The sequence below is a fragment of the Alteromonas sp. KUL150 genome, from assembly GCF_009811475.1.
Taxonomy (GTDB): domain Bacteria; phylum Pseudomonadota; class Gammaproteobacteria; order Enterobacterales; family Alteromonadaceae; genus Alteromonas; species Alteromonas gracilis.
Window position 1 is genome coordinate 60,274 of the sequence record NZ_BLIJ01000066.1, and the last position, 14,860, is coordinate 75,133.

Sequence of the window (14,860 nt, forward strand, 5' to 3'; positions counted from 1 at the left end):
ACCTTGCGTTTGCAAAGGCAATACATATACTTGCAGTATGGTGCTGTAAAAATACAGGTATTTAAGTGAATTGGGACGACATGCGTTTATTTCTTGGTTTAGCAAGAAATGGTCGTGTAGTTATTGCAGCTAAAGGTTTAAAGGTAGACCCTACGACGTTAATTCGTCGTGTAAAAAAACTGGAAGACTCATTAAATTGTAAATTGTTCGAGCTAACAAAAAAGGGATACGTGCTTACCACTCATGGCAGTGAGCTAGTTACGTATATTGAAAAGGCAGAGCATTACTTTCTAGAGGCCCAAAATGAACTAGGTGATGAACGTTCTCATTTGGCAGGTACGATAAGGGTGAGTGTTTCGGAAGGTTTCGGCAGCTGGTTTTTGGCGCCATTGCTTCCCAATTTTAAAAAGCAGTATCCGGGAATAAGTATTGAGTTAGTTGCAACTAGTGGCTTTTTAAATCTGAATAAACGAGAAGCCGATATGGCTATCTTGCTAGAAAAGCCCAGTAGAGGCCTACTGGTTACACAGAAACTGACGGACTATAACCTTTATCTTTACACCCATCGGTCTCTTATTAACGAGAATAAACCAGAAACACTGCACGATCTCACTGCATTCAATTTAGTGAGCTATGTGCCGGATTTGGTATACGCTCCGCAGTTAAAGTTCATTGAAGAAACCGCACTGTCACAGTTAAGCGCCCTTCGCAGCACCAGTATAAATGCGCAGTATCAAATGCTTGTCAATGGCGCAGGGGTAGGTATCTTGCCTAAATTTATGGCTGAAAAACAACCTGGCTTAGTTCGCCTTATTGAAAATGAGATCCACATTAAACGCACGTTTTGGTTGGCGACGCATAAAGAAACCCACTCTCAAGCTCGCTTCCAAGTGTTCACGCAATGGCTCCAAGAAAATGTCGAGCGGTATCAGTCTCGATTTATCGATTAACCCATCGTAGCTATAACATTACGTGGGGCCTTTACCTTACCTGTTCTCTTAAGAAAACTATGTTCTCGCCCCTAGAACATGTTTAAGTTAGTTTACGAAGCAGCCCGAGCGAAAGAGGGGCGCTGTTGTAGCCTATGAAGTCCGCCAGATAGCATCACGCACCTTTAAATCGACGACATTTACTAACACTTAGCCAGTACCCGTCCAGTCGTGAAACGGCGTTGACTTTATCCTACCTTGGTAGGATGAATTCGCCCCTATTGCAGGATGTGCTTTTGAGCGCATGCTGTATAGCATAAACCTGTAATAAAAGGCTGAGCAGATACGTCAGTTGCGGAACGCTCTAATATTCTTCTTAAAATTGCTGACCGCATTGAAGAAAACCTAGAGCTACTTGCTGTTGCAGAAACATGGGATAACGGAAAAGCCGTTCGTGAAACGCTTAATGCAGACATCCCGCTTTGTGCTGACCACTTTCGCTACTACGCTGGTTGTATTCGCAGCCAAGAAGGTACAATTGGTGAAATTGATAAAAACACGGTGGCGTATCACTTCCACGAACCTTATGGCGTAGTTGGGCAAATCATCCCTTGGAACTTCCCGCTACTTATGGCGGCATGGAAACTGGCGCCAGCACTTGTTACCGGTAACGTAGTGGTGCTGAAGCCTGCAGAACAAACGCCAGTATCAATCTTATTGTTCGCTGAGCTAATCCAAGACCTACTACCACCGGGTGTACTAAACATCGTTAACGGGTTCGGGGCAGAAGCCGGACAGGCTCATGCAACAAGCACTCGAACTGCAAAAATCGCGTTCACCGGTTCTACCCCAGTTGGCGGACATATCCTTCGCTGTGCGGCTGAAAACCTGATCCCATCAACGGTAGAACTTGGCGGTAAGTCGCCAAACTTATTCTTCGCAGACATTATGGATCACGAGCCAGAGTTTATTGATAAGTGTGCCGAAGGTTTAGTGCTTGGTTACTTCAATCAAGGTGAAGTATGTACATGTCCCTCACGTGCGATCATCCAAGAAGACATTTACGATGCCTTCATGGAAAAAGTGTTGGAAAAAATTCAGAAGATCAAACGCGGCAACCCACTAGATACAGACACCATGGTAGGCGCACAGGCATCTAACGAGCAGTTCGAAAAGCTCCTCAAGTACATCGATATCGGTAAGTCAGAAGGTGCTCAGGTCGTCACTGGTGGTGAAAAAGAGCAGCTACCTGACTTCGATGGAGGCTATTACATTCAGCCGACTATCTTGAAGGGTGAAAACCACATGCGTGTGTTCCAAGAAGAGATTTTTGGCCCTGTTATTACGGTTCAAACCTTCAAAACCGAAGAAGAGGCGATTGAGATTGCCAATAATACAAGCTTCGGGCTAGGCGCTGGTGTATGGAGCCGAGACGCGAATGTAGCATTCCGCGTGGGTCGAGCGATTGAAGCAGGTCGCGTATGGACGAACTGTTATCACTTATATCCAGCGCACGCTGCGTTTGGCGGATACAAGAAATCGGGCATTGGCCGCGAGACTCACAAGATGATGCTAGATCACTACCAGCAGACAAAAAATCTATTGGTAAGCTACGACATTAACCCACTTGGTTTCTTCTAAGTAAACCTGAGGGCGGCGCTTACCGCCGCCCGTTACTTTTATGCGCATCGCATTTTCCTCAATCATTTTCTTGCTGTTGCTCAGCACCAAGGTGTTGGCGCAATCTGACGCGACAGACATTCCAGAAGACATTTACAAAATATTTCCCAACGCTACACGCGTGGTGGAAATGCACACTGACATCAAGGTAACCCCGGTCTATCAGCTTCAGCAACTACTCGGATATGTTTTTGAGTCGAGTGACTTTGTCGACTTCATAGGCTTTTCAGGCAAACCGGTTAATGTGGTGATTGGGCTAGGTACACAAGGCAATGTGTTCTGAACTTAAGACCAAGAAAGTGCCTTGGTTACAAACAGCCAGAAGTCGTTTTTAACGAATTACGCGGAGCACGTCGCGTTGTAGCCATTGAAGAGGGTGAGATAGAAGCTGATTAAGGTGACTGCTACACCTTGTTCGCCGGGTTAACGTCGAGTTGCCCGGCGCTTTTCGTTTCTAAGCTATGAGGAAACGGGTCCACCGCTTCTGTCTGTTAACCTTTTAACTTTACATTACTCAGCAGTACCTCTAGCGAAGATGTGTCTTCTTTAAACCAACTGTAATTTTCTCAGTACCCCAAAGGCGAGGGCGGTAATCGGTAAAGACGCCAATGTGCTGACTGCGATAATACTTGCCGCTAAGCGGTAATCACCACCTAAATTCCTCACCATGACATAGCTTGCTGCAGCGGTTGGTGAGATGGCTAATAAAAGAACAATGCCAAGCTCCATCCCTTTAAAACCAAAAGCATAGGCAAGGGCAACCAATACAAAGGGGTAAACCACACATTTGCTGGTTGTGCTAAGCACGATATTAAACCAGTCACTGGAGAAAGAGCGGAACTGTAAGGACGCTCCGGTGCATATAAGTGCAAGTGGCAAGGTAAGTTGAGCGAAATACTCCCCTGTTTTCACCACGGTATCTGGAAGTTGCCATTCGAAGTATGAAAAGGGCAGTGCTGCGGCAATCGATAAGATCAACGGGTTTTTTGCCATGCCGGTAACTTGGCCCATTAATGAGCGTGACGTTCCTTGGTAAAAGTTAAGAACAAATACAGACAGCACGTTAAATAATATGGTGATACAGCCCATATAGACCGAGGCTACAGCAAGCCCTTCTTGCCCGTAGGTATTGGCACAGTAAGCTAAGCCGATAATGCCCATGTTGGCTCTAAAGCCGCCTTGAACTACCACTCCTCTAGCTTTATATGGCTGAACGGTAAAGTGAGCGCAAATCATTAAGGCGAGGAATACCGCAAGGGTTCCTGTAATTCCTACCATGACAAGGGTGGGGTTAGCGGCTTTTGAAAAGTCTGCTCGCGCTATCGATAAAAATAACAAGGCAGGGAGTGCCACGTTAAACACCAGTTTTGAGCCTGCTTCAATAAAGCCCTCATTAAGCCACTTAATTCGGAAAAATAGCCACCCCATTAATAAAAGAATAAGAACGGGAATGAGCGTGCTGGTGATAAAGCTAAGCATAAAAAGAAAGAGACCTTTATATCTATCAAGAAGAGCGAGCGAAGCTGAGCTGACTGTAAGTGCTTATGGCATAGTATGCCAAGGTTTTTTATGTGCGCATAAGACAAATTCTAAGCTGCTATAAGAAAAAGGATTAGATGCGGCCATTAGTGACTTAAATCTATTCACAAACCATTTAAATAAGCGTAACTTAATATTTTGCTGGCTGGCGTTTGTTGTTTTGAGATTGAGGGACGGCCCGCATTTAAATTTTTAGAACAAATAAAAGAGAATAAAGAATAGAAATATGAATGGTTTTCTTTTCTTCTTCAGTTTAATTCTCCTCGTTAGCTTGTCGATCGGGCCCGCTTTCGGAGTCTCTAAAAATACAGCGCCTGCACCAACAATGTTGCTGGTTAACAAGTATTTACAAATTTTTGAGGAAGACGGGAATATCCTTACTGCAGAGGATATCGTCGATAAATATCAACAAAACACACTGAGCGCTAACGGTAGCGGCAAAGTAAGCTGGGGTTTTACTGATAAAACAATATGGGGTGTACTCCCTGTCGAGCCCTATGCCTATGAACTTAACATTTCAAATAATGAAGTAGAAAATGCACCAGATAGTGCATTTATACCCCTAAAAATCAAAATTGATAATGCATGGCTTGACCAGATTGACGTGTACTTTTTTGAAGGTGGTCAAAGAAAGCGTCACATAAGTCTTGGTGATGACAACGTCCATAGCAGCCGCGCTGAAAACACTAGAATGCCCTCTGCGTTTTTCCGTATCACAACGCCAGAAACTTTAGTTGTGTTCCGGTTTGCGTCTGAAGACCCCATGACAATTCCTATTTACATGGGGACACTAAGGGATGCACAAAGCCAATCTACCGAAAATGCCTATTTTTATGGCGCGTTATACGGTTCACTTATTATTTTACTCGTTTATAACCTGGTTCTATATTCCTACCTAAAAGAGCGCAGATACCTGCTTTATTCATTATATCTACTGTCGTTTTTGGTATTTAATTTCACATACACAGGTCATGGCTTTTGGTTGTTATGGTCAGAATCTGTGTTCCTTCAGCAATGGCTAATGCCCACACTGATGTTTTTCTATCTATTTAGTGCGGTAAGGTTCACCATCGAATTTTTAGATACCCAGCTTTACTTACCGAAGCTCTATCGTGTTAGAAAGTATATCTACGGGGTTCTGCTCATGTTAGCCGTGATGATTATCGCCGTTGGCAGTCGCTCATTTGCCGTGATGTCGCAGCTTGTTGTATTGACAACGATAGCGTTTTGGATGCTGTGTATCGGCATTTTTGCCTATAGAAATGGTGATGCGTTAGCTAAGTTTTTCTTGCCCGCTATTTTGTGTGGAACGGGGGGGGCGACTGTTTCAAGCCTAGCGACATGGGGTCTCATTCCCTACTCGAAATGGGCGTTTAGAGGCATTGAGATAGGCATGGTACTGGAAATGTCACTGTTATCTATTTCGTTAGCATTCAATTACAAGCAAGTACAAGAAGCTCGAAAAAATGCAGAGCGGGATGCGCGACTAGATCCTTTGACGTTACTCTATAATCGCCGTGCATTTGAAGACCTCGTTTATCCAATTTGGGAACTGGGAAAGCGTAGCAATAAATTTATGTCGGCAATGCTTATCGACTTAGACTGGTTCAAGACAGTTAACGATACCTTCGGGCACGACGTGGGAGACAAGGTGCTCCAAAAGGTGGCAGAAGAGATAAAGGGGCAAGTGCGTGGCTCAGATATTACCTTTCGCTGGGGAGGCGAAGAGTTTTTGGTATTTTTGCCCTACACTCGTACCGAATACGCCAAACAAATTGCCGAAAACTTACGTGTTCATTTATCAATGCATGATATCAATAAGCTGGTTAGGATCACGGTGAGTATTGGCGTAGCGGGCTCCTCTCCAGGTGATGCAGACGTTACGGTGCTCATTAAAGAGGCCGACCAAGCACTCTATTTAGCCAAGTCTAGGGGAAGAAATAGGGTGGTGTTGTGGAATGAGGCTGAAATCGCCCCCTAATTTGTAAATCCACGTTTCTCACGTATTATTCTGTTTTCGTTTCTTCAGAGTATTCTTTTCATGTACCAAGATTTTCAAGCAGAGTTGGCGTGGGCCAGCCTGCATATGCCACGCACTCGCAAAGCCATTGCATCACTTCCTGACCTGTCTAATGTTAAGCTAGCTTGCAACATGCATTTAGATTTAAAAATGGCACCTTTGGTAGAGGGGCTGCTTTCACGTGGCTGCAATATCTTTTTAACTACATGCAACCCTACTACGGTACAAGATGACGTGGTGTCTTACCTAGTTGATAAAGGCGCAACAGCGCATGCGTGGCGAGATATGAGCGACGCTGACTGGTCTGAGTCATTCGATAAAGCGCTAACATGGCAGCCTACACATTTGTGTGAAATGGGCGCGGACCTCACCACTCGGCTGCATGAAAATATCAAAGCAAACAAGCCAGTTCCAAGCATTGTATCGGGCTTAGAAGCAACGGGTTCTGGCATCAACCGTTTAAACGGTATGGCGCCAAACTATCCGATATTTAACTGGGATGACTTGCCAGTTAAAGAAGGGCTTCACAACAGGCACATGGTGGGCCTAAGTGCATGGCAAACCTTCTTCCAAACCACCCATTTAACCCTGCACGAAAAAGTTGTGGTTGTTATTGGTTATGGTTTAGTCGGGCAGGGCGTGGCCGCGTCGGCAAAAGCGTTTGGCGCACAGGTTCAAGTGGCTGAACTTGACCCAGCAAGAGCCCTTCAAGCGAAATACGACGGTTGGCCAGTGGTCGATTTAAACGAAGCCGCTAGCCAAGCCGATGTTATTGCCACGGCAACTGGCGCCTATGGCGTAGTGAGCTCAAAACATCTAGACAGCATGAAAGACGGCGCATTTATTTTAAACGTAGGTCACGTAGCGCAAGAAATTGATGTGCCATACCTCAAAAACAACGCTACCCACAGTGAGCCAATGCCTTATGTAAATGCTTATAAACTCGGCGATAAAACACTGTATCTTTTGGCTGATGGTTCTATGTTTAATTTAACCGCGGGCTACGGAGACAGCATTAATGCGTTTGACGTTACGTTAGCGGTTATGGCTGCTGGTATAGGCTTTATCGTCAATGAAGGTGCGAAGAGTGAAAAGGGCCTTTATTTGCTGCCTGAAAAGGCATGGAAAGGCGCGCTTTAAAGTTCAAGCTGTGAGGCGTGTAATCTAATTAATACACAAGAGCTAAACGAATTATCGGGGGAGCGACTGCTATCTCGACATTATTCTTGAGTGTTGTAAAGTGAGCCCGTTTTTAAATTTCAGACCTAAGGCGGGCTTTGATGAACACAGTTATCGGCACAAAGACAGGACAACAAGCACTAGATAGTCTTGTCGACATGACAGGCGACCTAACACCCATCACTCTTGCTGAGTATCAGGCCCGAATTGCCAAAGCACAGCATTACATGCAACAGCATGACATAGGCGCGCTTTACTTAAACGCGGGCACTAACTTAGCGTATTTTACAGGAATGCAGTGGTACGCCAGTGAGCGTTTAGTGGGGGCGCTTCTACCCGCAGAGGGGAACGTTGTTTACCTAGCTCCTGCGTTTGAAATTGACTCTTTGAACGAACGCAAAGTAGTGGAAGGGGATATTATCGGTTGGCAAGAGCACGAAAGCCCTTACGCACTTGCCATGTCTATTCTGAATACCGTCAATACGGCGGGTGGCATAAAATTAGGCGTTGATGAATCAACCCAGTTTTTTATTGTTGATGGGTTTACTAAGGTGCTTAATAAGCCCTGGCAAATTGTGAATGGTTCAGAGGTTACCGCGCATTGCCGCATGCACAAGTCAGAAAATGAGCTTGCGCTAATTCGGCGGGCCATGGACATGACCCTTGCTGTGCACAAAGCCACTGCCAGTATGCTTTATGAAGGTATTACCACCACAGAAGTTGAAGCATTTATTAACGATGCTCATAAGAAAGTGGGGGCCAGCGGTAACTATTTTTGCATTGTGCTGTTTGGTAAAGCAACCTCGTTTCCCCACGGCGTTAAAGACCCGCAAGTATTAAAGAAAAACGACTTAGTATTGATTGACACTGGCTGTAAAGTACATGGCTACCTCTCTGATATCACGAGAACTTATTGTTTTGGTGAGCCAACCGATAAGCAACGGGCATTATGGGAAAGCGAAAAGCGCGCTCAGCTTGCGGCATTTAACGCTGCAAAGGTCGGTGTACCTTGTGGTGATGTGGATAAAGCTGCCCGAGATAGCTTAGCGAAAGATGGCTTAGGGCCTGACTATAATTTGCCAGGCTTACCTCATCGAACAGGGCATGGTATTGGTATGGACATTCACGAATGGCCGTATTTGGTCAAAGACAATCCCCATCCGCTGGCATCTGGCATGTGTTTCAGTAACGAGCCTATGATAGTGGTACCAAACGAGTTTGGCATACGCTTAGAAGATCATTTTTATATGACCGAAGATGGCCCAGTGTGGTTTACTGAACCCAGTTCGGCCATCGATTCGCTGTAAGTAGACTGAGATCCAGCTGCTCTTTTTTACGAAGAGCAGCTGTAATGCGCAACACCGCCTGCACTGAAAAATTCAAGTGGGCGCAGTTGGTAATACTTATTCTCTATCTCTTCTGATTGCTCATCATAAGGCGCGGTGAGGATGTTCTGAAGTTCGTGTATTTGAGTAAAGTCACCTTTCTCTGCGGCTTTATAGGCAGGCACAATAAGCCATTCGCGCCATGTGAATTTAGGGTTTGCTTTGCGCATGTTTTCTGCGGTTGTAGCAATTGTATTTGCTACATCACCTTGTGCCCCTGCGTCCTTTTCAATCCGCTCACGCCAGCTTTGTAACCACGTTTCCCATTCTGTCATGACCTCTGCTTTAGGCGGGTAGTAAAAGCTTTTCGTCAAACCCGTCATATCTTCAGGTATCGACGATAGCTCTCGGAAAAACAGATTGTAGTCGACGCCAGTGCGCAGCATTAATTGCAGAAGCTTAATAAGCAAGTCGTGGTCGTAGTTGGCAAAGCCAAGCTTAGTTGCCCACATGCTTTCCATAGCCCGCTCCATAACGCCAGAAAAGCCGTCGTTGATCTCGTTAAGCTTAGCGAGCTGTTCACTGTTACCTTCAAGTAGCGGCATCAGTGAGCGGCAGAACATATCGAAATTCTTTTGGGCGGCAATGGGCTGGTTTAAAAACGAGAAATGACGACCTCCGCCTGTCCAAGGTTGGTAGTCTGCTTCAAAAAATTCACAAAAGCCGAATGGCCCATAATCCAGCGTAAAGCCTCCTGCTGCACAGTTATCGCTATTAAAATTGCCCTGGCAATAACCGACGCGAACCCAACCAGAAACAAGACTCGTTAGCCGGTCTCGAAATAGTGCAGCCAGCGTTACCACTTGCTCTTCAAACGGCGTGGTTGTGTCAATTTCACTTGAGTACTCTCGCTCAATAAGGTGCTTAACAATGGCTTCTAGTTCTTTTAACGCTTCGCTGTGTTCGTTGCAGCGAGCTCGCCTAGCAAAAAGCTCTATTTGGCCTACGCGCAAAAAGGAGGGCGCCACGCGGGTGGATATGGCCGTTATATTTTCTACCATCACTTCAGGTTCATAGGAATGAGACCCTTCGCGATACCACGGCCTGTCTACCGTGTCTGATTCAGACATAAACAAGCTCAGCGAACGTGAGGTCGGAATGCCAAGCGCATGCATGTGTTCTTGCACTAAAAATTCGCGCACGCTTGAGCGCAATACGGCGCGCCCGTCTGCGCCGCGACAATAAGGCGTGCGACCCGCGCCTTTTAACTGCATTTCCCAACGCTTGCCGTTTAATACTGCTTCAACAATAGAGATTGCTCGGCCGTCACCGTAGCCGTTCCCCGTTCTAAACGGGCACTGCTGTGTGTATTCCGTCCCATAAATGGAAAGTGCGTAGCCAGTTGCCCAGCCGTAAGGTTTCATTGGGGCGGGTACACCCGACATGTCCCCTGCAAACAGCTGGGTGAAATCTTTTGATGTTGCCAAGCTGTCGTCTAAGCCTAATTCGGCAAACAGAGTTTTGCTGTGCGCAATATATTTGGGTGCAGTTAATGGGGTCGGAGTAACCGGCACATAGTGGCCAGAGAACACTTGGCGTGGATCGTGATCATCGCCGTCGCTCGTTGACTGAGGGTCTGCTGAGAGCGTATTGAGCAAAGAGTAATCTACATGCTTTGCGAATTCATCTAGCGTTTTGATTCGTTCTGTCACTTCCATCACCTTTTTTTGCCTAGCTTTGCTCTGTAACGCATTTGCCAAGTCCTCAATTATTACGTTGAGTACCTGAACCGCGATGCATTGTGTTTATATTTCTGGTTATTGTTTGACCAAGAACAAACAATGAGATTTACGCACATTGTACTCTTATCTGTACTTTTATGAAGGCATGTAGCGCCAACCGCAGCTTTTATTCATTGGTGAAATGCTCAAAAGAAATGATCAGAAATAACGAATGGTCGGCGATGAATAAAGGAAAGAGGGGAGGCAGATGGAAAGTGTGTTACTAGTGGGTAGCATAATTGGTGGGTTAGGTTTGTTCTTACTTGCCATTGGTATGATGACCGACGGGCTTAAGCTGGCAGCAGGTAATTCACTGCGCACCGTGCTCGCCAAATGGAGCAGTACGCCATTTAGAGGCGTTGTGTCAGGAGCGGCAATGACCGCATTAGTGCAGTCTTCAAGTGCAGTCACCGTTGCATCTTTAGGCTTTGTTAACGCCGGTTTGCTGAGTATGCGTCATGCTTTAGGTATAGTGTACGGCGCCAACATCGGCACCACCATGACAGGCTGGCTTATCGCAATGGTAGGCTTTAAATTGAATATTCAGGCCGTTGCTTTACCTATGATAGGCGTCGGCATGATCCTGAAGTTATTAAAACCCAATAGCCGTTTAGCGTCATTTGGTATCGCCATCGCCGGCTTTGGTCTTTTCTTTGTGGGGATAGACAGTTTAAAAGCAGCCTTTGAAGGAATAGTAAGTACCTTTGATCTCAGTCAGTTTAAAGCTGAAGGCGTTGAAGGTTTTCTTATGTACCTTGTTATTGGCTTTGTAATGACAGTACTAACTCAGTCATCTAGTGCATCTATCGCGCTTACAATTACTGCGGCAACCTCAGGCATGGTGGGTATTTATGCCGCCGGCGCAATGGTTATTGGTGCAAATATAGGCACGACTTCTACGGCTATGTTTGCGTCAATTGGCGCTACCTCTAGCGCGAAACGCGTTGCCGCTGCACAAGTTGTGTTTAACGTGGCGACCGCCATTGTGGCTGCACTTATTTTACCGCTGTTGTTTGGGCTAATCCATTGGACAACGGAGGTTGCAGGAATAGACGCTAACCCGGGAATCACCTTAGCCATTTTCCATACGCTGTTTAATTTATTAGGCGTGGCACTTATCTTTCCATTGAATGACAGACTTGCAAGCTTTCTTGAGCAGCGCTTTGTGTCGCTTGAAGAAGAGGCCTCAAAACCTAAACATTTGGACAAAAATATTGCTCAAACCCCTGACTTGGCAGTAAACGCGCTTATCTTAGAATTGTTGTCAGTATCTGACCGCTTTCTACACGTTTATCCCAAACTGTTTTCTCAACAAAGCAGTGAAATAACTGCTGTCGAAAAAGGCATTCATGGCGTTGAGGCGCTATGCCAACACATATCGCAATTTATAGTAGACGTAGAGCGTGCAGCTTTAAGTGAAGAAACCACAAAAGCATTGGCCTCGCTCATGCGAGTAGAGCACTACATGCTATCTAGCGCGCAAAAGGCACTCGCTATTTCTGCAGTGAGCAGGCGTCGGGATGTCCTCACCAAGGCTGAGCTAGAAGGTCAACTGCTTAACTATTTATCGGTAATCAATGAGTTCATGCGTATGGTGCGCTGGAGGCAATTTGATAGCAGTGATGCATTAAGCCTTCAGTTTGACTTACTCGACAAAGAGCACCACAAAGTTAAATCAGCACTTGTGATGGGGGCAACACGAGGTGACATTGCTGTTGCCCAAATGGCCGATGCTGCAGAGTGCATGGAGTACCTACTGCAGATAGTACAAATGTGGATCAAAGTCTTTATGCGTATTCAACAAGTTGAAGACAGTATAACAACAGCAAATTTAATACACGGCGACAGTCAGAATAACTCGAAATCAATTGAAGGAGCCTGATATGGCATCACTTACTTTTTTAGGCGCAGTGGAAGGTGTAACAGGGTCTATGCATCTACTCAAAACTGAACATAGTACTTTGTTGTTAGATTGCGGCCTATATCAAGGCAGGCGTGATGAAGAGGCGAAGAACCATAAACCCTTGCCAGTGGATGTCAGTCAACTTGATGCGGTTATTCTGTCACACGCCCACTTAGACCATTCCGGGCGATTACCTATATTGTTGAGAGAGGGCTATAGCGGGCCTATTTATATGACACGGCCAACGGTTGACCTAATTGAAGTGTTGCTAAAAGATGCCGCTTCTTTGCAGGAGCGGGATGCTGAGTGGGAGAACAAGCGGCGGCAGCGTTCGGGCAAACCGCTCATCGAACCCCTGTATCGCCAAGAGGAAGTGGACGGTGTGATGAAACTATGCATACCAACTCGCTACCACACCAAGCGTAAAATCACGCAAGACGTGGAAATTAACTTCGCTGATGCTGGGCACATTCTTGGTTCAGCAATAGTGGAAATATTTATTACTGAAAATGGTCAGACTAAAAAGCTGGTTTTTTCTGGCGATCTGGGCAATTCGCAGGCTGCGTTACTCCGCGACCCAGACATAGTCACCGATGCTGATATCGTGCTTTTAGAGTCGACCTATGGCGATCGCAACCACCGTTCAATGAAGGAAACACTTGATGAGTTTGAAAGCGTAATTTTACAGGCCAGCGAGAACGGCGGAAACATCCTCATCCCATCATTTGCGGTAGGGCGAACCCAAGAAATCATTTTTCGGTTAGGTGAGCTTTATCAACAGGGTAAATTGCGTCATCAAAAAGTATTTTTAGATAGCCCGATGGCCATCGCGGTTACCGAGATATATCACCGTTACCAAGATGTTTATAATGAGGAAGATTTAGACGCTATTGAAGATAGTGCTGAGCGTGCGCATAGCCACAACCTAAGCTTACATTCCTTACTGCCCATTTTAAGCTACACAACGTCAACTGAAGAGTCTATTGCCCTAAATAAAGTTGTTAGCGGCGCCATTATTATTGCTGGTAGTGGCATGTGTAACGGAGGAAGAATTCGGCATCATTTAAAACAGAACCTATGGCGCAAACAATCTCACGTGGTATTCGTAGGCTTTCAAGCAATGGGTACGCCCGGACGAAAAATTATCGACGGGGCTACACATATTAAAATGGCTGGCGAGGACATTGTAGTTCGCGCCCAAATTCATACGCTAGGCGGATTCTCGGCACACGCAAGTCAAGAGCAGCTCATCGGCTGGCTATCGCATTTTACAAAGCCACCTAAGGTTTACCTCGTTCACGGAGAAGATGGCGCTAAACAGGAGTTGCAAAGCGCCATAAGAGAAAAAGGATGGAATGTTACTATTCCACAATTAAACGACACAATAAGCTTTTAACCAGCTTGGGAGTTACAGCCACTGCGTTATTGCTTCGGTCGAAGTGCAAGCTGCCCTTGCTCTACAGTTAGCTGTAAAGGTACCGTTGAAAGCATGCTTACTGCTTTGTTTGCAGGGTCTAAGCGATAAACGGGGTTAGTGGCTAGATAGCCGTTGATTAGCTGCATAAATTCGCCGCTTACCGGTGCCAAGTTACCCTTAAAGCCGCCTGCATCAATGGTGCTGTCGAGCAATGACAGTGAACGCACAAAAATGGCCTTCTCTTCGCTGTCATAGTAAGGCGTGCCTTCCAGCGAAAGGTTCACCTTGGCGGGATAGTTCAACCCAAATGCGCTAACACGGGCCGTGGCGATAGCGCCTAGCTGCACCACGTCTCTGCCATCAGGGCCTATAGTTGCTGTCATGTCCTGCACGTCTAAGTACAGAGGAATACCTGCAAGTGAAGTTCGCTTTTGCAGCTTACTTACTTGGCTATCAAGTACTTGTTCTAACTCGGCATTAGAAACGGTATAAACCGCCAGTTGAGATAGCGTCGCGCAGCCCGCAAGAAGGGTGGCGAAGGCAACAGAAAGTAGAAGTCTCATAAAAGGTCTCTTTTAGCGATAAGTTGTTGAATTACACAGCTAGAGCCTTGGATACTCATGCTGCAACAACGAAGTGCTTGTATTGTACGGGCTCAGGTAAGGAATAAACAATGAAATTGTTAAACCGCTAAGATAGCGGCTTATTCGGGGAATCCATGAGTAGGAGAGAGGAACAAAACTTAACGCTTAAAAAATACTGGGTTGCCAACACTTAATAAAATTGAGTGTATGACCACTGGTGGAATATGTGTAATCGAGAGAGGGTGAGCATGCCGTCATTTATATCTTAAGTTGGGCAGTTTGTCGCAATCAACTTGATTAGTTTTTAGCGACTGTATTACCGTGGCGACCTCGGTTGGGGAGTAGCCTGTTTCCGTTTCAAATGGAAAAGTTTGTATCAACATAATTGGTCACATTACCATGGTACAAACACCTCTTGGTTGGCGAGACCATCGATAAGTCCACGCTTAAAAGTCAGGCGTGTGGATTTGTCGTGGACTCAATTAGCCTGGCCGGAGTTCTAA

General features: G+C 45.8%; 10 protein-coding genes, 1 pseudogene and 1 riboswitch. Of the genes and pseudogenes, 8 read left to right on the plus strand and 3 right to left on the minus strand.

The genetic code is table 11. The features are described from left to right. Window positions 1–65: 65 nt before the first annotated feature. The 3 genes and pseudogenes from GVO62_RS15765 (at window position 66) to GVO62_RS15775 (ending at window position 2,892) form a co-directional block, all read left to right on the plus strand. Window positions 66–950, plus strand: coding sequence for a LysR family transcriptional regulator (locus GVO62_RS15765; RefSeq protein WP_159120045.1), 885 nt, complete (start codon window positions 66–68; stop codon window positions 948–950). Between the two features lie 324 nt (window positions 951–1,274). Beyond that, window positions 1,275–2,570 (plus strand): annotated as a pseudogene (locus GVO62_RS15770) (aldehyde dehydrogenase family protein); the annotation flags it as partial. A gap of 40 nt (window positions 2,571–2,610) precedes the next feature. Then, the gene (locus GVO62_RS15775; RefSeq protein WP_236547199.1) at window positions 2,611–2,892 is read left to right on the plus strand and encodes a hypothetical protein; all 282 of its coding nucleotides are present in this window, start codon (window positions 2,611–2,613) and stop codon (window positions 2,890–2,892) included. Between the two features lie 263 nt (window positions 2,893–3,155). Here GVO62_RS15775 and GVO62_RS15780 read toward each other — a convergent pair whose 3' ends face one another. Continuing rightward, window positions 3,156–4,088, minus strand: coding sequence for an AEC family transporter (locus GVO62_RS15780; RefSeq protein WP_159120046.1), 933 nt, complete (start codon window positions 4,086–4,088; stop codon window positions 3,156–3,158). Window positions 4,089–4,374: 286 nt separating this feature from the next. On the opposite strand from GVO62_RS15780, the gene GVO62_RS15785 reads away from it, so the two are divergent. From GVO62_RS15785 to GVO62_RS15795, 3 genes are all read left to right on the plus strand, one after another. Further along, window positions 4,375–6,129, plus strand: a complete 1,755-nt coding sequence (locus GVO62_RS15785) for a sensor domain-containing diguanylate cyclase (RefSeq protein WP_159120047.1) — start codon at window positions 4,375–4,377, stop codon at window positions 6,127–6,129. A gap of 60 nt (window positions 6,130–6,189) precedes the next feature. Next, the gene (locus GVO62_RS15790) at window positions 6,190–7,308 is read left to right on the plus strand and encodes an adenosylhomocysteinase (protein WP_159120048.1); all 1,119 of its coding nucleotides are present in this window, start codon (window positions 6,190–6,192) and stop codon (window positions 7,306–7,308) included. A 140-nt stretch (window positions 7,309–7,448) separates the two neighbouring features. Beyond that, window positions 7,449–8,654, plus strand: coding sequence for a M24 family metallopeptidase (locus tag GVO62_RS15795; protein WP_159120049.1), 1,206 nt, complete (start codon window positions 7,449–7,451; stop codon window positions 8,652–8,654). A gap of 26 nt (window positions 8,655–8,680) precedes the next feature. Here GVO62_RS15795 and GVO62_RS15800 read toward each other — a convergent pair whose 3' ends face one another. Continuing rightward, window positions 8,681–10,390 (minus strand): protein adenylyltransferase SelO, encoded by a 1,710-nt coding sequence (locus GVO62_RS15800; protein ID WP_441296386.1) that lies wholly within the window; start codon window positions 10,388–10,390, stop codon window positions 8,681–8,683. A gap of 271 nt (window positions 10,391–10,661) precedes the next feature. Between GVO62_RS15800 and GVO62_RS15805 the strand changes: the two genes are divergently transcribed. Together GVO62_RS15805 and GVO62_RS15810 are read left to right on the plus strand one after the other, a co-directional pair. Next, window positions 10,662–12,335 carry a Na/Pi cotransporter family protein gene (locus tag GVO62_RS15805; RefSeq protein WP_159120051.1) on the plus strand — a complete coding sequence of 558 codons (1,674 nt, stop codon included), beginning with the start codon at window positions 10,662–10,664 and terminating at the stop codon, window positions 12,333–12,335. A gap of 1 nt (window position 12,336) precedes the next feature. Next, on the plus strand, window positions 12,337–13,752 hold the full coding sequence (locus GVO62_RS15810; protein WP_159120052.1) for an MBL fold metallo-hydrolase RNA specificity domain-containing protein: 1,416 nt from the start codon (window positions 12,337–12,339) through the stop codon (window positions 13,750–13,752). 26 nt (window positions 13,753–13,778) lie between these two features. On the opposite strand, the gene GVO62_RS15815 is transcribed toward GVO62_RS15810, so the two are convergent. Then, window positions 13,779–14,336: a DUF1439 domain-containing protein gene (locus GVO62_RS15815; RefSeq protein WP_159120053.1), complete on the minus strand. Its 558-nt coding sequence runs from the start codon at window positions 14,334–14,336 to the stop codon at window positions 13,779–13,781. A 348-nt stretch (window positions 14,337–14,684) separates the two neighbouring features. Continuing rightward, window positions 14,685–14,855: riboswitch (yybP-ykoY riboswitch) on the plus strand. The last annotated feature ends 5 nt before the right edge of the window (window positions 14,856–14,860 follow it).